Source organism: Pseudomonas sp. CNPSo 3701 (assembly GCF_028674975.1).
Classification (GTDB): Bacteria; Pseudomonadota; Gammaproteobacteria; order Pseudomonadales; family Pseudomonadaceae; genus Aquipseudomonas; species Aquipseudomonas straminea.
Genome location: NZ_JAQZSI010000007.1, coordinates 80,298 through 99,167, shown reverse-complemented (window position 1 = coordinate 99,167; position 18,870 = coordinate 80,298). Strand labels below are relative to the sequence as shown.

Below are 18,870 nucleotides of genomic sequence, written 5' to 3'. Positions count from 1 at the left end.
TAACCACCTGCGTCAGAGCTCCGGCCTGCGCCGTTTCCTTGCTGGGGTTTTGAGCGGCCATCATTGCTTGCCCGCCTCCGTGACGATCAGCTCGACCAGTTCGGGGTACTGCTTCGACCACTTGTCGTAGACCGGCTTGGTCTTGGCGGCGAACTCGGCCTGGTCGATTTCGTTGATCTCGACGCCGGCTTCGGCGAGCTTGGTGCGCAACTCGATATCGGCAGCCAGGGACATCTCGCGGTTAAGCTTGCCGGCCTCTGCAGCGGCCTCCTTGATCGCCTGCTGGTCGGCCGTGGACAGCGAGGCCCAGATCATCTTGCTGGCCAGCAGCGGCGTGGTCTCGTATTTATGCCCGGTCAAGGAGATGTACTTCTGCACCTCGTAGAGTTTCGAGGAATAGACGTTCATCAGCGGGTTTTCCTGGCCGTCGAACACTCCCTGCTGCAAGGCGATGTACAACTCGGAAAACGCCAGTGGGCCAGGGTTAGCGCCAAGCGCCTTGAAGATATCCAGGGTCATGGCATCCGGCGGCGTACGCACCTTGATGCCCTGCAGGTCTTCAGGGTTCACGATCGGACGTTTATTGTTGCTGGTGTGGCGAATGCCGTTGTCCCACAGCGCCAGCACCACCAGCCCCTTCTTGTTGGCTGCCTCGTCGAGCTTGGCGCCGACCGGGCCATCGACCACCTTGTAGGCGTGTTCGAGATCACGGAACAGGAACGGCAGGCCGACCAGGTTGAATTCCGGTACCACGCCGGCGGTGCTGCCCTGGGAGTTGGTGCTGAACGCCAGCGTGCCCAGGCGCATATTAGTCAGCGATTCGACGTCGTCGCCGAACTGGGCGCTGCCACCCACCTCGACCTTCACTCGCCCTTCGGTCTTTTGCTCGACCAGTTCCGCAAACTTCAGGGACGCCACCGCCTTCGGGTTACCCGGCGCAGCGTTGTGGGAGAGGCGCAGTACCTGTTGCGCCCAACTGCTGGAGGCAGTAGCCAGTGCCAAGGTCGCGGTGAGTGCGATCAGTGTCTTTTTCATGAGCTTCACCTTGCTTTTTTTATTGATGTTGTCTGCATGTCTTGCTTGCTGCAGGTTGCAGGTGCGAGCGGCAGAGCCCTCACCTGCACCGGGTAGTACTCAGCCGTGGATGAGCATGCCTCCGTTGACGTCGATCACGGCACCGGTGATGTAGGCCGACAGGTTCGAGGCCAGGAACAGGTAGGCACCGGCCACTTCCTCGGCGTTGCCCAGGCGGTTGAGCGGGATGCTGGCGGCGATCTCGGCCTTCTGCTGATCACTGAGCTTGCCGGCGCTGATATCGGTCTGGATCAGGCCAGGGGTGACGCAGTTGACGCGAATGTTGCTCGGGCCGAACTCGCGCGCCATGGCCTTGGCCAGGCCCAGCACACCGGCTTTGGCCGCCGAGTAATGCGGACCGCCGAGAATACCGCCGCCACGCTGGGCCGATACCGAGGACATACAGGCAATCGCGCCACCGCCCTGCGCCTGCATGTGCGGGATGACCGCCTGGGACAGGTAGAGCACGCCGCGCAGGTTGACGTCGAGGATGCGATCCCAGCTCGCCGGGTCGATCTCCAGGGTCTTCACTGGCTGGGTGATGCCGGCGTTGTTGATCAGCACATCGATCTGGCCGAAGTCAGCGATGGCGCGCTCGGTGGCCTTGAGGCAGGCGTCCTTGTCCGCCACGTTGCAGGCATAGCCACGGTGCTCGGGGCCGATGGCGGCAGCGGCCTCGATGGCAGCCCCTTCATCCAGATCGAGAATCGCCACCTTGGCGCCGTGGCTGGCGAACAGGCGAGCGGTGGCCAGGCCAATACCGCGCGCCGAGGCCGCGCCCGAGATCATGGCGACCTTGCCAGCGAGAAGAAGAGCGTTATTCATGCAAAAGATCCTTGCAGTAGCGCCGGCAAGCGGCGCGTGGAAATGTGGGTCAGCGTGACGCCGCGTTCAGCCGAGCCAGCCCTTGATGGTGGCCGACATCGCCTCGGTGGAAATCCCGTAGCGGTCGTGCAGGGTGGGCAGCGCGCCGGCGTCGAGGAAAGCATCGGGTAGTGCGATCTGACGAAATTGCGGGGTCACACCAGCAGTCAACAGCGCGGTCGCGACGGCTTCACCAAGGCCGCCAATCGAGCTGTGGTTCTCGGCCACGACCACCAGACGGCCGGCGCGGCCGGCTTCAAGCAGGATGGTCGTGACATCCAACGGCTTGATGGTCGGCACGTGCAGCACACCGACGTCGACCTTGTCCGCCTCCAATGTCTTGGCCACTTCCAGTGCGCGCATGGTCAGAATCCCGGACGAGATCACCAGCACATCACGGCCGTCGCGCAGCATCTTGGCCTTGCCCAGTTCGAAGCTGTAGCCGTATTCGTCGAGCACCAGCGGCACGTTGCCACGCAGCAGACGCATGTAAACCGGGCCGTTGTGATCGGCGATCTGCGCCACGGCCTGTTCGGTGTCGAGCGCATCGCAGGGGTCGACGATGGTCATGCCGGGGATGCCACGCATCAGCGCGATGTCCTCGGTGGCCTGGTGGCTGGGGCCGTAGCCGGTGGTGAGGCCGGGCAGCGCGCAGCACAGTTTGACGTTGAGGTTTTCCTCGGCGATCACCTGATGTACGAAGTCATAGGCGCGGCGGGTGCCGAACACCGCGTAGGTGGTGGCGAACGGCACGAAGCCTTCCTTGGCCATGCCGCCGGCGGCGGCCATCAGCAGTTGCTCGGCCATGCCCATCTGGAAGAAGCGATCCGGGTAAGCCTGACCGAACAGGTGCAGGTCGGTGTACTTGGCCAGGTCGGCAGTCAGGCCAACGATCTCCGGGCGGTTGGCGGCCAACTCGACCAGGGCCTTGCCGAATGGGGCCGACTGTACACGCTGCCCTTCGGAGGCAATCGAGGCAATCATCGCCGAGGTGGTCAGGCGGGGTTTCTTGGCGGTGGTGCTCATCGGGCGACTCCCTGGGCTTGGTCGAGAATATCGAGGGCCTGCTGCCACTCGGCCTGGTCGACACGAATGAAGTGGTTCTTCTCGCGGGTTTCGAGGAATGGCACGCCCTTGCCCATCAGGGTGTCGCAGAGGATCACGCGCGGCTTGGCTTCGGTGAGGTTGCGCGCGGTGTCGAAGGCCTCGATGACCGCGGCGAGGTCGTTGCCGTCGACACGCTGTACGTGCCAGCCGAACGCCGCCCACTTGTCAGCGAGCGGCTCGAAGCCCAGCACCTTGGTCGAAGGGCCATCCGCTTGCTGGTTGTTGATGTCCACCAGGCAGATCAGATTACCCAGGCCATGGTGAGCCGCGCTCATCGCGGCTTCCCAGGTCGAGCCTTCGTCCAGTTCGCCGTCGGACATCGAGTTGTAGACGAACGCCGGGTAGCCCTTCAGGCGCAGGCCGAGCGCCATGCCCACGGCAATCGGCAGGCCCTGGCCGAGCGAGCCACCCGACATTTCCATGCCTGGCGTGTAGGTCGCCATGCCCGACATGGGCAGGCGGCTGTCATCGCTGCCGTAGGTTTCCAGTTCTTCTTCGGGGATGACCTTCGCCTCGATCAACGCCGCGTAGAAGGCGATGGCGTAATGGCCGTGGGACAACAGGAAGCGGTCGCGACCTTCCCAGGTGGGGTCTTCGGGGCGCAGGTTCAGCGCGTGGCAGTAAGCGGTCGCCAGCACGTCGGCGTAACCAAGCGCCTGACCGACGTAACCTTGGCCTTGGACCTCACCCATCTGCAGCGCGAAGCGGCGGATGCGATAGGCGCCCTCGGCAACCTTGGCGTGGACGAAAGAATTATTGTTCTGCACGCGGTTCTCCTTAATACGGCCCGGCGTTTGAAGCTACCGGTGCCTGATCGTCTCGGTCGGAGAAGCAAATCTCCTTAACTGCCGAACGTCCTAGAAGGCCGCTCAACCAGTGAGATCAAGGCTATTCGCTTGATTTTTTGCGCTCAAACGAATAATCAAGCCATATAGATGAACTGAACTCATGTGAAAGCGCGATGCAGAGCCGAACCTCTCTCAAGGCAATTCAGGCGTTCGAAGCGGCAGCGAGGCTGTCGTCCTTCGCACTCGCCGCAGAAGAACTGTTCGTTACACCCTCGGCGATCAGCCATCAGATAAAACTTTTGGAAGAGCAGTTTGGTGTGCGCCTGTTCCACCGCGTTCACCGCGCAGTGGTGCTGACCGATGCCGGCCGTGTGTATGCGGAAGAGGTTTCGGCGGCCTTTGCCAGGATCGACATCGCCACCCGCGAACTAGGGCGCACGGCCAAAAGCGACATCCTCACCGTGCACTCCACACCGAGTTTCGCGACTCAATGGTTGATGCCGCGCCTGGCCCGGTTCAGCGCCCTTGAACCGGATATCGACGTGCGGCTGAATGCTTCGTATCCAGCCCCTGCCGATCTCCTGACTCAGGGTGTGGATATCGATATCCGCTATGGCATGAAACGCCTGCAACCAGCCGGCACCATGGTGCTGCCCTTTCCGGCCGAGACCATCGTGCCGCTTTGCGCACCATCTCTGGCCAATGGTGAACAGCAGATTCGTGTACCAGAAGATCTGCGCCATCACATGCTGATACACAGCGAGGTCTGCCTAATGAGCTGGCGCGATTGGATGCGCCAGCATCGCAAGGTGACCCTCGACATATCCCGCGGGCCACGCTTTGATCGTTCATTCATGGCGATCAGCGCCGCAGTGGATGGCCAGGGTATATGTCTGGAGAGCTTGCTGCTCGTGCAACGCGAACTCGAGACAGGGCGCCTGGTAGCGCCCTTCGGGCTTGAAGGCCCCAGAGTCCAGGGTTATACCTTTAATGTCCTTAAGTCATACGCGGAGCTTCCAAAGATACGCAGCTTCCAGGACTGGCTATTCAACGAACTTGAAGATCACCACTCGCCAAACAAGCCAACGCGGGCAGTCAAAAGAAGCAGCTGACGCTGATCCCGCGTATTAGTGCTCCTTACCTCAAATGCCTAAATCTTTGATCAAGAGCTACAGTCCGTAGGACTGCCGTCCGAGCAACAGTAACCAGAGCCGAATCATTCGCCATATGTGCATAAACAGGCTTCTGAAAAATTGAAGCGGTCTACGCCTTGGCCTCGCTAGCCCAGCTGCGTAGAAGTTGGCAGAAATGCTCCGCCGCTCTGGAAACGGGGCGATCCGTCGGGGTCGTCAGGCCGACTGGAGCGCGTAATAGCGGGCTGGAGAACGGCAGCGCCCTGACGATCCCCAAGCGCAGATCCAGGTCGACCACGCCGCGTTGTACGAACCATACGGCGTTATGGTCCTGCACATACACGCGAGAAAAGGTTTCGCTAAGCGACTCGAAAATTTGCAAGCCTTCGCCGGCATTTTGCGAGAGCAGAAAGTTGTCAACGCTGGTGCGCACCAGTGTGCCCTGTGGTGAGGCGATCAACACGTAAGGCCGCAGGTCTTCGAGATGCAGGCGCTCCAATCCCGCGAGCGGGTGATCGTGGCGTACCACCATCAGTAGGTCTTCTTCATAAAGCGCTTCGAACATCACGCCAAGCATGTCGCGGCCAATCAGCCGGCCGACGATCAGGTCGATATCACGGGTGCGCAACTTGCCCACCAGATACTCGTACACGCCTGATAGCACCTGTACCCGTACCTGCGGGTAACGCTCGCGCATCTGAGCGATTGCTGGAGCCAACATGTACCCCGCCGCTGTCGGCAATGCCCCGATACGCACCAGCTCAGGAGCATGGTCGGCAACCTGCGCTTGATCCATGGCCTGGTTGAAACTGGCCAGGGTCTGTGCCGCGTGCTTGTGAAAGGTCTCTCCCGCCTGGGTCAGTTGCATGCCCTTGCGGCCACGAATCACCAACTGAACGCCCAGCTCGTGTTCCAGCTCCTTGAGGCTCTTGGAGACGGCTGAGAGGGTGATGTGAAGGAGCTTGGCCGCCGTGGCGAGGCTGCCGGAGCTGACTACGGCGAGAAATACCCGCATATGACGAAGGCTGATGGTGGATTGGCTCATGGAGGCGGCCCAAGTTAATCAACCCACAGGTTAATTTCAGGCTGATTTTTTATCAATTTAATCAACCTGAGGTTTCACTTAGCATTCCTGGTAAATCCAATAACACTAAATCAGGATTCCGATGAATCAGCCCACTCCACGACTCGGGGCCTCAAGCGCTTCGCTACCGAGCCTGTGCCCCGAGGCCTTGGTAGATGAACTCGCCCGCCTTGGTTACCAGGGCGTCGAATGGCGAGTCGCCGATATCGGCCACCTCGATCCAACGCACCCCTGGGACGCCCGCCAGAACAACCGTTGCACCATCGCCCCGATTGAATCGGCGATCAGCCGCATCCAGGCGCATTGCCAATCGGTCGGCCTAAAGATCTTCGGGCTCAGCCCATACCTGGCTGTCGGCGATCTCGACCACGCTGAGCGGTTGATCAATCTGGCAGCCCTTGCCGGTCAGGCGCGCCTGCGGCTTTGGGCGCCCAACTATGCGAGCGAGCGCTACACAGAGGCCTACGGCCGTATGCGCCGATTTCTCGATCAGATCTTGCCGTGTGCCGAAGCCCTGGGCGTGCAACTGGTGCTCGAAGTGCATCAGCGCACCATCTGCTCGAGCCCTTCGCTGGCCATGCGCGTGGTCGAGCACTACCCGGCCAGCAGCCTGGGCATCATCTATGACATCGGTAACCTCGCCATCGAAGGGCGTGAAGACGTACAGCTGTCCCTCGACCTGATGGGCCGACACCTCGCCCATGCGCAGGTCAAGAACGTGTCCTACAGCCCCATCGGCCCGGGCCTTGGCTGGCAATGGGATTGGTGCCCGCCGGACGAGGGCGTGCTGCCGCTCGCGTCGATGCTGAAAACCCTCGCCGATAGCGGTTTTGCCGACTGGATATCGATCGAGGACTTCTCCACGAAATACGGCGATCTGCACAAACTGTCGCGCAACCGCGACCTGATTCGCCATTACCTGGGGCTCGGCATCGAGCCCGATTCGCACACTCCCACGAGACATACCGCCCATGAACACACCAACTAACCGCCGGGTCGCGCTGGTCACCGGCGCCGCTGGCGAGCTTGGCCGGGCGATTTGCGCGCGCCTCTGCCGTGACGGCCTGCATATCGTTGCCGCCGACATCAATCTCGAGGCAGCTCAGCAACTGGTCGACTCACTTGAGTGCCAGCCCGAGCAACGCATCATCGCCGTCTATGCCGACATGGGCGACAAGGGCTCCATCGACGCCATGGTCGAGCAGGCTGGCGCCGAGTTCGGTCGTATCGACGTGGTCGTCAACAACGCGGCGGTCAATCATCGCGGCTCGATCCTCGATTTTGACCCGGCCAAGTGGGATCACATGATGGCCGTGAACCTGCGTGGCCCGGCCTTGCTGTGCCAGAAGGTAGCCCCGTACTGGCAGGCCCAGGGCAGCGGTCGGGTGATCAACATGGTGTCGCGCTGCTGGGTCGCAGGTGGCCCGCCCGCCTACGTCGCCTGCAAGGCCGGGCTGGTTGGCCTGACCCGCTCCATGGCCCGTGAACTGGCGCCTTACCAGGTCACCGTCAATGCCATCGCTCCGGGGCTTTTGCCTTCGGCTTTCACCCTGGACGGCCGTGACGCCGAGAGCTTCGAGCGGATGGCCGCAGGCTCGATCAACAGCACCCCACTCAAACGCCTGACGACGCCGGAAGACATCGCTAACACCACGGCGTTTCTGGCCTCCAGCGACGCTGCATTCATCACTGCCGAGGTGATTCACGTGTGCGGTGGCAGCCAGTTGGCGCCATTCGGCAGCGGCTAACCGCCCTACCCGCTCTCCAACCATCACAAAGACAATAAAGGTTGCCCCATGACTATCTCCGCTACAAAAGACCGGCGCATGGCGCGCAAGGCTGCCTTTGGCAGCTTCCTCGGCAGCGTCGTCGAGTACTACGATTTCTTCATCTATGGCTCGGCAGCAGCGCTGGTATTCAGCACGCTGTTCTTCCCGTCCACCGACCCGATGGCGGGTACGCTAGCAGCGCTGGCCACCTTCGGGGTCGGCTATATCGCCCGGCCTGTCGGCGCCTTGCTGTTCGGGCACCTGGGCGACCGCATCGGCCGCAAGAAGGTGTTGATGATGACCCTGCTGATGATGGGCCTGGCCACCACCATCATCGGCCTACTGCCGACCTACGCCACCATCGGTGCCTGGGCGCCGGGCTTGCTGGTCGCCTGCCGGCTGCTGCAGGGCCTGTCCGCTGGCGGTGAACAGGTCGGTGCCAGCCTGCTGACCATGGAGCATGCGCCTGGTACGAAGAAGGCGTTCTACACGAGCTGGCTGATCAATGGGGCGTCGATGGGCTCGATCCTGGCGACCTCGGTATTCATCCCGCTGTCGATGCTCAGCGAAGAACAGCTGCTGTCCTGGGGCTGGCGTATTCCGTTCCTGCTCAGCGCCCTGATGGTGATCGTGACCCTGATCATCCGCGCCGGTGTGGATGAAAGCCCGGAGTTCGCGGCCAAGAAGGCCGAAGTCGCCCAGGCGCCGGTCGTGGAAATGTTCAGCAAGGAGTGGCGCGCGTTTATCGTGGTGTTCTGTTGCGCGCTGATTTGCTCGGTTTCGTCACTGGTGATGATCTTCGGACTGTCGTGGGCAGCCAACAACCAGAACGTCGACCGTGCCTCGATGCTCTCGGCGATTGCCGCCAGCCAGGTAGCGGCGCTGATCTGTCAGCCGCTGTTCGGAATGCTCGCTGATCACATCGGCAAGAAGCGAATCTTCGTGCTCGGCTCTTTGGGTTGCTGCGCGGGTGTGTTCCTGTTCCTGTGGTCGATCACCACCGGCAATATCGCCCTGATCATCTTCGCCACCGTAGTGCTCAAGGGCATCATCTACAGCGCACCGAACGCACTATGGCCATCGTTCTACGCCGAGATGTTCACCATTCGCGTGCGCTACACCGGCGTGGGCCTGGCAACCCAGCTCAGCTTCATCATCGCCGGGTTCTCGCCGAGCCTGTGCTATGCGCTGCTGGGCGGTGGTTCCGACTGGTTACCGGTGGGCTACTTCATGGGTGGCATGGCGCTGATTGCCGCCATTGCCGCGATGGTGTCACGCCCTGCAACAGAAGCCGCCCCACAACCGGCACTCAAACCTCTGGCAGCCCACGGCTGACAGTCAAATCGTGGCGCTGCACCCTAGGCAGCGCCCCCATCATCGAAAGGAACAGACATGCCATTTGCATTGATCGCCCATGATTACCCCGATGCGCTCGAGCGCAGGCTTGCATGCCGTGAACACCACCTGGCTCGCCTGAAAGCACTGGCCGAGCGAGGCAAGGTGCTGGGCGGCGGCGTGCTGTTGAACGACGAAGGCAAGATGATTGGCTCCAACGTACACCTGGATTTCGAGCAACGCGGCGATTTGGACCAGTGGCTGGAAGATGAGCCGTATGTGCTGGAGCGAGTTTGGGAGCAGATCGAGATCCGCGAGATCAAGCTGCTCAGTCTGGGCTGAAACGGGAGTTACGGTACTGAAAAGCCAATTACTCCTGGATCAGTGGGGCCGCCTGAGCCCAGCAGTGATGCCCCAAACACTCACGGGCCGAAACGGCTTACCGCCGCTGACCTGCGATACCTTTCTGGACTGGCGGTTTTGCAGTGAGCATTCTGGGTAGGTGGTCTGCCCTGCAATGGAAGCTCGTCTAGAAAGCGTACCTCGTAGTGAACATCACATTGCGAGGCTCACCGTAGTAGCCGGTGAAAAAGGTCGGGTCCAGGGAGCTGAAGTATTTCTTGTCGAACACGTTGTTCAGATTGGCAGAGGCGCTCAGGTTCTTGGTGATGTCGTAACGCGCCATCAGGTTGAACACCGCATACTGCTCCTGTACAGCCTTGCCCTCGCTGGTGGTCAGGCTCACCCCGCTCTGCCAGTTCATCCCTCCGCCGATGGTCCACTGCTGTAGCTCACCGGGTAGCCGATAGGTGGTCCAGAGCTTGACCAGATTGGCCGGCGCTTCGGTTCTGATGCGCTCATGCTCGGCGTCCTTGGTGACGCTGTGGCTGTAGCTCGCACTGACGTTCCAGTCGGTCAGTACCTCGCCATGGATCTCCATGTCGATACCGCGGGTCTTGGCGCCAGCTACCGCGCGGTAAGCCGACTCACGCACCGTGCCCACAACGGTCTCGCCGGTGGCTACGCCGAGGTTGTCCTGCTGAATCTCGTAAAGCGCTACGGCGGTGTTGACCCGGCCATCCCTGAACTCGCTTTTCAGGCCAATTTCATAGTTGTCACCTTCGCGAGGCTCGAGGGTTTTCCCGCCTTGGTCCCGAATGGACTGTGGTCTGTAGATCTTGGTATAGCTGGCGTAGACCGAGTGAATCTCGTTGAGGTCATAGACGACCCCGGCATAAGGCGTGACGAAGCCACTTTCACGCGTCTCGACGGAGTTGGACGAGCGTGTGTACGGTGGGTTGTAGATGGCCTTCTTCTTGTAGCTGTAGTCGCCGACACGGGCACCGACAATCAGCGACAGGTCATCCGTGGGCTTGAAGCGCGCCACCAGATAGGCTGCGTTCTGACGGATAGTCGTATCGTCGTTCATCAGCTTGCCTACCGAGATGGGACGGTCGGTGTCATTGTTCCAGTCATGGATGTTGGCCGGCCGCATTTCCAGATCATCATCGTCCGGATCGCTGTAGTCGCGAAATTCCGACCCGCTCAAGCCGACTACCAACTCATGTTCGCGCCCCAAAAGCTGGAACGGCCCCTGAGCCATGGCATCGATACCAAGCTGACGCTGGGAGCCGTAGCCGTCGCCTCCATACAGATAGGCGCCTTCTCCTGTCTCGCGATCCGGCGTGCCGCCGCTGAGCGATGCCAGGGAATACTCCCGGGTGCTGTACATGTTGTTGACGGCCACCTTCAGTGACCAGTCGTTGGCCAGGCCCTGCTCGAGCGTCGCGAAGGTATTGAGCGTGTTCTGCTGGCGGTAGCTCCAGCGGGCGCCGGCGTTGGTCGAGCGCGAGAAGTCGGTTTGCCCTCCGTCGCTGTAGAACAGCGGGAAGCTGGCAAATGACACGCCACGCGGGTCGTTCTTCTGATAGTCGACCCCCACGGTGAGCAGCGTACTGTCAGTAAGGTCGGCCTCGATAATGCCGTAGTAGGTCTGTTTTTCCTGCTGATAGTGATCGATGAAGCTGTTGCCCTGTTGATAGGCCACGACCGTGCGCCCGCGCAGGCGCGCATCGTCGGTCAGCGGGCCTGACACATCCACCTGGGTGCGATATGTCTCCCACGAACCAGCACCGGCGCTGACCGAGCCCTGGAAATCCGAGGTGGGCCGTTTGCGGATCAGGTTGACGCTGCCAGAGGGATCGCCCGCGCCGGTCATGAGCCCGGTGGCGCCCCTGACGATTTCGACCCGGTCATAGATCGAGGTGTCGATCATGCTCTGCGGGCTCGCGCTGGTCTGCACGACCAGGGTGGTGGGAATGCCATCGAGCTGGTAACTGTCGATGGAGTAACCACGCGAATAGATGTTCACCCGCTCACTGTCGATGTTCTGCACCGAGAGGCCTGGGGCCTGCTTGAGCACGTCGCTCAAGGTATTGAGCTGCTGATCGTCGATACGCTGGCGAGTCATTACGCTGACGGTTTGTGGCGTCTCGCGTAGCGATAGCGCCAGCTTGGTCGCGCTGTTGGTGGATCCCGTGGTGTACGAGCCGGTGCCTTCTGTCGTGGTGCCCAGGCCAGTGGCATTGATGCTGATAGGGCCGAGCTCCGTCGCTGCACCACTTTCCGCCCTGGCCAACACGAACCTGTTTTCGCCAGCTTGCACCACACGCAAGCCGCTGCCCTGGAGTACCCGTGCGAAGCCCTGCTCCAGCTCGTAGCTGCCCTGCAGTCCTGGCGAGCGCAACCCAGCGGTATCTTCCGAGCTGAAGGTGATCATCACCCCACTCGCCGCGGCAAATTCGCTGAGCGCTGCCGCCAGGCTGCCGGCAGGAATGTCGTAGTTCAGAGGTGTTGCCCACGCCGGCGCAGCCGCGAGTATCGAGCCGGCCAGGCACAGTGCAAGAGAAGTCGGCCGGGCACTGCTGGTGAAAAAGGTGGTGCGTACTTGCATGGAGATGTTCCTGTCAGCGTTGGCAATGTGCGTCTGATGCGCACATGCAGGTAGAGCCGAAACAGGAATGAAAATCTGTTACCCCTCTGCGCAAAAAATCTCTGATTACACCGCCCGAGCTTCCACCCTTACCCAGTAGCGAGTGAGACGGCGAACCTGGACGGGAAGCGAGTCCTCCAGGTTCGCTAGAACACCTTCGGTGTCATCAAGGAGGAAGGTTCCCGAGAGCCGCAACCCGGCAATATCCGGTGAACAGCCGAGAAAACCATGGCGATAGCGGGATAGCTCGGCCAGTAGATCGTCCAGGCGCCAGTCCACGGCCACCAGCATGCCGCGCGTCCACGCCGAGACCTGCTCGTTAGCCGCCCTCAATGGGCCGATGCTGGCGGCGGTAAAGCTCACCGCCTGCCCCGCCTCGGTGCGTATGGCCTTGCCAGGGGCCAATCGCGGCCGTACCGCCACTGCGTGGGCTTCGACGGATACCTGGGTAAGCCTGTCGTTCTGCCGCACCGTGAATCGGGTGCCCAGCGCCTCGATTTCGCCCTCGGCGGTCTGCACGCTCAATCTGCGAATATCCTTTGCGGTCTCGATGAGGATGGCGCCTTGGCGAAGGACGATCAGTCGCTTGTGCGAGTCGAATTGCACGTCCACCCGGGTGTCGGTATCGAGTACCAACAAACTACCGTCGGGCAACGTTTCCCTCTTACGCTGCCCGACACTCGTGCTGTAGTCCGCGCTCAATGGTGAAGCCCGGTAGCTTCCCCACCCTGTAACGCCGACGCCAAGTAGCACGGCAAGCGTTTTCAACGCTGCACGCCTTTGCTGCCGCGCCGTTTCGAGGGTGGTAGCGGCATAGCCTTCTGGTGCCGAACTCAAGCGCTGGCGCAGCATTTCGACACGCTCCCAGGCTCTGGCGTGCAGCGGGTCAGATTGAAGCCAGACCTGCCACTCGGCATGAGTGACCTCCGTGGCCGCGCTGTCATGCAGTCGTACATACCATTCAACTGCCTGGGCGAGTGCCTGTTTCATTCTTCATCTATCAGCAGGCAATGCATCAAGCCTTTCGCCAGGTGCTTGCGCACTGTGGTGACCGACACGTCAAAACGCTCAGCAGCTTTTTCGTAAGTCAGCCCATCCAGCTGCACAGCAAGGAAAATTTGCCGGGTGCGCTGGCCTAGGCCATCGAGCATGCGATCGATGGCCAGAAGACTTTCCAGAATCATTGCGCGGGTTTCTGCAGACGGCGCCTGCACCTCTGGCCTGGACATCAATACATCGAGGTAGGCTTGCTCCACGCTGCGCCGACGATAGAGGTCTATGACCAGACCACGAGCGATGGTTGTCAGGTAGTGCCGTGGTTGCTGCAGAGAGCTGGCAGTACGCGCAACCAGAACCCGGATAAACGTATCCTGGGCAAGGTCGGCGGCGTCCGCCGAATTGCTCAGTCGCTTGCGTAACCAGCCACGTAGCCAACTGCTGTGGTCACGATACAGGGCGTGCAGATGATCATGGTGAGCGACTTCCGTGTCCGATCTGGACATTGACCTTTACCCAAGCCGAAATGCGAATAGGAATAACTCGCGATTTTACGGCGCCTGGGTCTTATTGGGAAGTGAATCTGTGGGCCCAACCCCGCTTTTGAATGCTGGCGGGTAGAACGAGGCTTGCGAAATGCAGACCCATGGCTTCAGCTAGGCTGGACGCAAGGACGCGCGGCGCTGGTGCGCATACCGAATAGCGCCAACGCAATCACGCCAGCCAGATAGAGCTGCGCTGCACCGTCCAGCCCAAGCCGTGGCACTAGGCCGCTGACTGCGAGGGCCGGCAGGCAGAACGCGAGATAGCTGAGCACATAGAAGGCGGCCAGCAAGCCGGCACGCTGTGCCGGTTCGGCCAGCGGCAGCACGCTGCGGGTAGCGCCGAGAAAACCACTGCCGAAGCCGACCCCAGTGACGACAGTCCCCACTGCAAAGAGCCCCAGCTCACCGCTGACGACCGCCAGCCAGAGCAATACCGGTCCAGCTACCAGGGTGCCGGCTCCCAGGCGTAGCAGACGGCCAGCAGGCCAGAGGCGAAGCCCGTGCAGGCTCGCAGCGCCGCTCAGCGTCAGGCCGGCCACTACCCCGCCTCCGATCAGAATCGAGCTTGTTCCGGTGGCCGCTTTGATCAGGCCCGGCATCAATGAGAGATAGAACCCACCCACGGCCCAAACCGCCAGCTCCAACGGCAATACTCTCCAGAGCACGGCGCGTGCCTGAGGAGGCACCGCCAGCTGCGGACGCAGCGCGGCCAGCAATCCCGGACGACGAGACAGTAGGTCAGGCAGGCGCAACAGCAGCAGGCCCTGCATCAAGAAGAGCAGAAGGAAAAGCCGGTAGACCAGCTGCAACGGTGCCGGCGCGAACTCAACCAGCAAGCCGCAACCCAGCGCTCCCCCGGCCATGCCCAGCAGTGGCGCCAGGCTGTTCAGCCAAGGGCCGCGTTCACGATCCGCGTCGAGCAATGCAGCCCCCAGCGCACTGGTAGCAACGCCAGTGGCGAAGCCCTGCAAGGTGCGAGCGATTACCAGGTCCGTCAGGCCTTGGGCCTGATGGAACATCAGCATGGAGACTGCCTCCAGCGCCAGTGCGCCGAAGATGACGGGCCGTCGCCCCAGATGATCAGAAAGCCGCCCACCCACCAGTAGCGCGCCGAGCAAGGCAAAGGCATAGACCGCAAACACCCAGGTCAGCCAGAAGGTGGAAAATCCCCAGGCTTGCTGATAACTAGCGTAAAGCGGCGTTGGTGCGGCCGACGCAGCCAGGAATGTGAATAGCAGCGTACCGAGCAGGGTGAGGCGCGCGTTAGAAGAAAAAATCGAGAACGGCATGGCCAAACCCTAAAGCAAATATTTAGCTTTAAAGCCTGAGCCCTTTTGATTATTAAAGCAATGCTTTTGCGTTAAGCGAGAGGTATCCTGTCGATATGAATACCAAGCAAACCCGCCCCGGAGGGCGTAGCGCCCGCGTCCAGCAAGCCGTTCATGACGCCGTTCTGGCTCTTCTGGACGAACAACCGCGCGAGTCCCTGACCGTTCCCCAGATTGCTGCGCGTGCCGGCGTAACTCCCTCTACCCTCTATCGACGCTGGGGCAACCTACCGACCCTGCTGGCCGACGTCGATCTGCGCCAGCTACGGCCTGATCAGCCTCCGGCCGATACCGGCAGTCTGCGTGGCGACCTCGAATGCTGGCTGGAGTCCTACGTAGATGACCTTGCTTCGACACCCGGGCAGGCGATGCTCAGGGACGCCCTTGCATCTACCGATCCAGGTTGCGCGGTCCGTTGCACTGAGCCGACCCGAGAGCGCCTCGAACTGCTGCTCGAACGGGCTCATTCGCGTGGGGAAGCTGCGCCAAGTCTGGACGCCCTCATGGATGGCCTGGTCGCTCCGCTGGTCTTCCGAACCTTGTTCAATGCCAAGCGGCCCGATGAAAAACTCTGCCGACGCCTATTAGCGCAAGCACTTGGCGAGTAAAAATCCTTCTATCGCTCCGAATTGAGAGGCAGAACTGTGGAGCTATCGAGTAAACGCCTACATCTGAGACAGATAACTCCAAGTGAGTGGCCGCTGCTTCTTGAGTTGCATCTTAACCCCGAAGTAATCCGGTACATCTGTTCCACTCCAACCGAACCCCAAATCCGTGAAAAATTTGAATCCCGACTTCCGCAATGGTCGCCGGTTCTAAACACTGGTTGTGTCTTGCCATCTTCGAATCTAATACCAACAACCCTGTCGGGGTGACGGGGCTGAAGCTTGAGTCTGAGAACAGCTCTACTGCGGAAGTTGGATATATGTTGCTGGAACGGTATCAGTGGAACGGGTACGGCTCTGAATCACTGCAAACAGTGATGAATTTCGCTCGAAACGTATTAGGACTTCATACCCTCAAAGGGATGGTAACAGAAGGAAATAGCACATCTTTTCGCATGCTCGAAAAGCGCGGATTCGTGCTTGAGCAGCGAAAACCTGATGCCTGCATCATCAACGGGCAGCTGTTTGATGATCGTCTCTATAGGTGTGATCTTGCCCATTCTGGCGGTCGATTTGACTAGCTGCTCAAGCGCGACGCCTTGCTAACGGAGTGATGCGATTGCCCAGGCCGCCAGTATGAGCCGTTCCGTCTTATCGATTGCTTTGCCAGCGAACACAAAAGCAACTATGAGTCGCCTTGCTGATCATTCTCTCGGATGCCCTTAATAACGCATCTATCTCAACATGGAGCCTGCGAATGAATGTCGATTTCAGAAGTGGACAATGGCTGAATGCGCCCGCCACCTCTGAGGTGTCGGAGCACAGCCTGACGATAACCACGGATCAGAGCACGGACTTCTGGCGGGAGACCCATTATGGGTTTACCCGTGACACAGGACATTTCCTGGGCATTGCTACCGGCGACGGATTCACGGCGACCCTACGCATCCAGGGCGAATTCCGCTCCCTGTACGACCAGGCTGGCCTGATGGTGCGTATCGACGAAAACCGTTGGGTAAAGACGGGCGTCGAGTTCACTGATGGGGAAGCGTTTCTGAGCACTGTCGTTACTGATGGGAAATCGGATTGGTCGGTCTCACAACCTTTCAAGGAGTTGGAGGACTTCTACATACAAGTCACTCTTTCCAATGGCGCGATGCGTATTCAAGCCTCCCGCGACGGGCGCTTCTGGCCACTTCTGCGGCTGGCACCTTTCCCAGTCGCCAGCACTTACCAGGTTGGCCCTACAGCTTGTACGCCGGAGCGCAGTGGGCTTGCTGTCCGATTCTCGGAGTTTGAAATCACTCCCGCTACTACGAAAGACCTTCACGACCTGACTTAACTGCGCCTGGTTGCAGGCAGTTATCCACGTCCGGCATCACACGTTTGCCAGTCGCTTCGTCATGAACGGTGGAAATATCCTGACCCTGCAGAAAATCCTGGACTACCAATCGTTGGCTATGACCATGCGCTATGCGCGTCTTGCACCAGACCATCTACAAGACGCTGTCTCGCTAGGCCCTCAGTCGTGGAGAGCCGTACAAAGTCCCATCAGCCTTAAGGCGTGCCGGAAGTGCTGACCTGCTCAATGACTTTGATTCTTGAAAGCAACCGATCATCACTAGACTGAAACGCAAGGAAAATAGCGATGAAGCCGATGATGCCAAGCGACCACGTAATAGAAAATGAAAGGCTGATGTAGTGTGAACGACTCAAACCGTAGGCAATGCTGGACTCTTGTGGTTTTTCAGGATTGAACCTGACTTCCAAAGTCTTGGCTGACCGGATCTTTTCAAAGAGTTTGCGATGTTGCTCGTAACCACTGCTGCCGCTGTAACCATCGTTCAACGTGTTGCCGTTGTAGGTATGCCCACCCACTTGGTAGGTGTACTCGACTTCAACTGCATACGTTCGTGAGTTTTCAGAGTCAGTCTCCTCCTTCAACTCCACACGTTCAACTTGAGCAAAGGTAGTCGGCCAGTTCTCCGCATCCATGGCGCGCTTGAGCGATGTAAAGCCAGACCAAAGCAATACAGCCCCAGTACCCACTGCGAGCGTTAAAAAGACCAACGCAATCAAAAGACCGACTTTCATAAGGCTCCATCCTTTATGAACGCTCATAACGCGAACTGAGCCAGTTAGCCCAAAGCTTGCGTTTCTTTCAACTGATGTTTCGACACTTCTTCGACAGTTGCCCAGTCTGAAACGAAAAAGCCCCCGAAACTCTATGAATTTCAGGGGCTTAGACGATCTATATGGCGGGAAGATAGGGATTTGAACCCTAGGTACCATCGCTGATACAACGGATTTCGAATCCGTCCCGTTCGGCCACTCCGGCATCTTCCCAGGCGGCGCGCATGATACCAGCAGAAATCCGTTTGGCGAAGCCCATCGAGTAATTTTTTTCACGTGCTATCAAATGCTTGGCTCATTTGCTCGGTGGCGGCGGCGCTGGGGCGGGCCGGTTGGCGCGCCTGTCAGTGCTGGTTACAGCCGGGTTGTACCGCTGAAGCATTGTGCCTGGACCAAGACTGTCGGCTGTCAGAGTCATCCACTCGGCGGATGTAGCCTTGCTGGCAAAGCAAAATACTGTACATTTAAACAGTATCTTTCTTGCCATTTGCCTGCCATGTCTTCCGTCGTCGCTATCGATCATCTGCTCAATGAGCGCCGTATCTGGCGTGGCCAGGGCATCGTCGCGCCCAGTGGCCACCAGCCCACTGGCAACGCAGCGCTGGATGCCTCGTTGCCAGGAGGTGGCTGGCCGGAAGAGGCGTTGAGCGAGTTGCTCGTCGAGGCACCGGGTATCGGTGAGCTGCGCCTGGTGCTGCCGACATTGGCGCGCTTGAGCGCTGCCGGAGAGCGGGTGGTGTTGGTCGCGCCGCCTTACCTGCCCTACCCCGGCGCCTGGCTGGCGGCTGGGGTGGAGATGAAGCAGCTGACGCTGATCCAGGCGAGCGCCCGGGATGCCTTGTGGGCGGCCGAGCAATGCCTGCGTTCGGGCAGTTGTGGGGCGGTGGTGCTGTGGCCGCAACGGGCCGATGACCGTGCCCTGCGCCGCCTGCAGATTGCCGCTGAAACCGGGCAGACCCTGGCTTTCGCCTATCGTCCGCTGTTTGAGGCACGCAACCCTTCGCCGGCTGCCTTGCGCCTGACCATCCAGGCACAGCCCGCCCAGGTACGGGTGCTCAAGTGCCGAGGTGGGCAACCACCGGCGCGCACGTTTCACTTGAGCGGCTGGGGCTCTTGA

At 60.2% G+C, this 18,870-nt stretch carries 19 protein-coding genes, 1 tRNA gene and 1 pseudogene; 10 read left to right on the top strand and 11 right to left on the bottom strand.

The annotated features are described in order from the left end of the window. Positions 1-60: 60 nt before the first annotated feature. From PVA39_RS19470 to PVA39_RS19455, 4 genes are all read right to left on the bottom strand, one after another. Positions 61-1,035 (bottom strand): TRAP transporter substrate-binding protein, encoded by a 975-nt coding sequence (locus PVA39_RS19470; protein ID WP_274125438.1) that lies wholly within the window; start codon positions 1,033-1,035, stop codon positions 61-63. 99 nt (positions 1,036-1,134) lie between these two features. Next, a complete protein-coding gene (locus PVA39_RS19465; RefSeq protein WP_182371065.1) occupies positions 1,135-1,899 on the bottom strand; it encodes an SDR family NAD(P)-dependent oxidoreductase in 765 nt (254 codons plus the stop codon). Between the two features lie 66 nt (positions 1,900-1,965). Next, a complete protein-coding gene (locus tag PVA39_RS19460) occupies positions 1,966-2,964 on the bottom strand; it encodes a transketolase family protein (protein WP_274125436.1) in 999 nt (332 codons plus the stop codon). Further along, positions 2,961-3,812, bottom strand: coding sequence for a transketolase (locus PVA39_RS19455; RefSeq protein WP_274125435.1), 852 nt, complete (start codon positions 3,810-3,812; stop codon positions 2,961-2,963). Before PVA39_RS19455 ends, PVA39_RS19460 begins: the two co-directional genes overlap by 4 nt. A gap of 194 nt (positions 3,813-4,006) precedes the next feature. Here PVA39_RS19455 and gcvA point away from each other — a divergent pair, with 194 nt between their 5' ends. Next, positions 4,007-4,945, top strand: a complete 939-nt coding sequence (gcvA, locus tag PVA39_RS19450; protein ID WP_274125434.1) for a transcriptional regulator GcvA — start codon at positions 4,007-4,009, stop codon at positions 4,943-4,945. Between the two features lie 151 nt (positions 4,946-5,096). Here gcvA and PVA39_RS19445 read toward each other — a convergent pair whose 3' ends face one another. Beyond that, positions 5,097-6,011, bottom strand: coding sequence for a LysR substrate-binding domain-containing protein (locus PVA39_RS19445; protein ID WP_274125427.1), 915 nt, complete (start codon positions 6,009-6,011; stop codon positions 5,097-5,099). A gap of 121 nt (positions 6,012-6,132) precedes the next feature. On the opposite strand from PVA39_RS19445, the gene PVA39_RS19440 reads away from it, so the two are divergent. Genes PVA39_RS19440 through PVA39_RS19425 form a run of 4 tightly spaced genes read left to right on the top strand, consistent with a single transcriptional unit; the run spans position 6,133 to position 9,496 of the window. Beyond that, the gene (locus PVA39_RS19440; RefSeq protein ID WP_274125426.1) at positions 6,133-7,038 is read left to right on the top strand and encodes a sugar phosphate isomerase/epimerase family protein; all 906 of its coding nucleotides are present in this window, start codon (positions 6,133-6,135) and stop codon (positions 7,036-7,038) included. Further along, on the top strand, positions 7,022-7,798 hold the full coding sequence (locus PVA39_RS19435; protein ID WP_274125425.1) for an SDR family NAD(P)-dependent oxidoreductase: 777 nt from the start codon (positions 7,022-7,024) through the stop codon (positions 7,796-7,798). The genes PVA39_RS19440 and PVA39_RS19435 overlap by 17 nt, the downstream gene beginning before the upstream one ends. A gap of 48 nt (positions 7,799-7,846) precedes the next feature. Further along, the gene (locus PVA39_RS19430) at positions 7,847-9,154 is read left to right on the top strand and encodes an MFS transporter (RefSeq protein ID WP_274125424.1); all 1,308 of its coding nucleotides are present in this window, start codon (positions 7,847-7,849) and stop codon (positions 9,152-9,154) included. A gap of 57 nt (positions 9,155-9,211) precedes the next feature. Further along, on the top strand, positions 9,212-9,496 hold the full coding sequence (locus tag PVA39_RS19425) for a YciI family protein (protein ID WP_274125423.1): 285 nt from the start codon (positions 9,212-9,214) through the stop codon (positions 9,494-9,496). Positions 9,497-9,683: 187 nt separating this feature from the next. On the opposite strand, the gene PVA39_RS19420 is transcribed toward PVA39_RS19425, so the two are convergent. The 4 genes from PVA39_RS19420 to PVA39_RS19405 all read right to left on the bottom strand — a co-directional run bounded on the left by PVA39_RS19420 (position 9,684) and on the right by PVA39_RS19405 (position 14,976). Then, positions 9,684-12,107, bottom strand: coding sequence for a TonB-dependent siderophore receptor (locus tag PVA39_RS19420; RefSeq protein WP_274125422.1), 2,424 nt, complete (start codon positions 12,105-12,107; stop codon positions 9,684-9,686). Positions 12,108-12,212: 105 nt separating this feature from the next. Continuing rightward, a complete protein-coding gene (locus PVA39_RS19415) occupies positions 12,213-13,136 on the bottom strand; it encodes a FecR domain-containing protein (RefSeq protein WP_274125421.1) in 924 nt (307 codons plus the stop codon). After that, positions 13,133-13,648 (bottom strand): sigma-70 family RNA polymerase sigma factor, encoded by a 516-nt coding sequence (locus PVA39_RS19410; protein WP_274125420.1) that lies wholly within the window; start codon positions 13,646-13,648, stop codon positions 13,133-13,135. The genes PVA39_RS19415 and PVA39_RS19410 overlap by 4 nt, the downstream gene beginning before the upstream one ends. A gap of 146 nt (positions 13,649-13,794) precedes the next feature. Beyond that, a complete protein-coding gene (locus PVA39_RS19405) occupies positions 13,795-14,976 on the bottom strand; it encodes an MFS transporter (RefSeq protein WP_274125419.1) in 1,182 nt (393 codons plus the stop codon). Between the two features lie 95 nt (positions 14,977-15,071). Between PVA39_RS19405 and PVA39_RS19400 the strand changes: the two genes are divergently transcribed. From PVA39_RS19400 to PVA39_RS19385, 4 genes and pseudogenes are all read left to right on the top strand, one after another. Next, a complete protein-coding gene (locus PVA39_RS19400) occupies positions 15,072-15,623 on the top strand; it encodes a TetR/AcrR family transcriptional regulator (RefSeq protein WP_093502347.1) in 552 nt (183 codons plus the stop codon). Positions 15,624-15,817: 194 nt separating this feature from the next. Continuing rightward, entirely contained in the window at positions 15,818-16,201 is a 384-nt protein-coding gene (locus PVA39_RS19395; protein WP_274125418.1) for a GNAT family N-acetyltransferase, read from the top strand. A 176-nt stretch (positions 16,202-16,377) separates the two neighbouring features. After that, a complete protein-coding gene (locus tag PVA39_RS19390) occupies positions 16,378-16,962 on the top strand; it encodes a DUF1349 domain-containing protein (protein ID WP_147175078.1) in 585 nt (194 codons plus the stop codon). A 25-nt stretch (positions 16,963-16,987) separates the two neighbouring features. Further along, positions 16,988-17,200, top strand: a pseudogene (locus PVA39_RS19385) (phage integrase); the annotation flags it as partial. Here the strand turns inward: PVA39_RS19385 and PVA39_RS19380 are convergent. Together PVA39_RS19380 and PVA39_RS19375 are read right to left on the bottom strand one after the other, a co-directional pair. Further along, the gene (locus tag PVA39_RS19380) at positions 17,178-17,714 is read right to left on the bottom strand and encodes a DUF3592 domain-containing protein (protein ID WP_167363108.1); all 537 of its coding nucleotides are present in this window, start codon (positions 17,712-17,714) and stop codon (positions 17,178-17,180) included. The pseudogene PVA39_RS19385 and the gene PVA39_RS19380 sit on opposite strands and share 23 nt — an antisense overlap. 162 nt (positions 17,715-17,876) lie before the next feature. Beyond that, a tRNA-Ser gene (locus PVA39_RS19375) sits at positions 17,877-17,966 on the bottom strand. A gap of 283 nt (positions 17,967-18,249) precedes the next feature. Between PVA39_RS19375 and imuA the strand changes: the two genes are divergently transcribed. Further along, entirely contained in the window at positions 18,250-18,870 is a 621-nt protein-coding gene (gene imuA / locus PVA39_RS19370) for a translesion DNA synthesis-associated protein ImuA (protein ID WP_274125417.1), read from the top strand.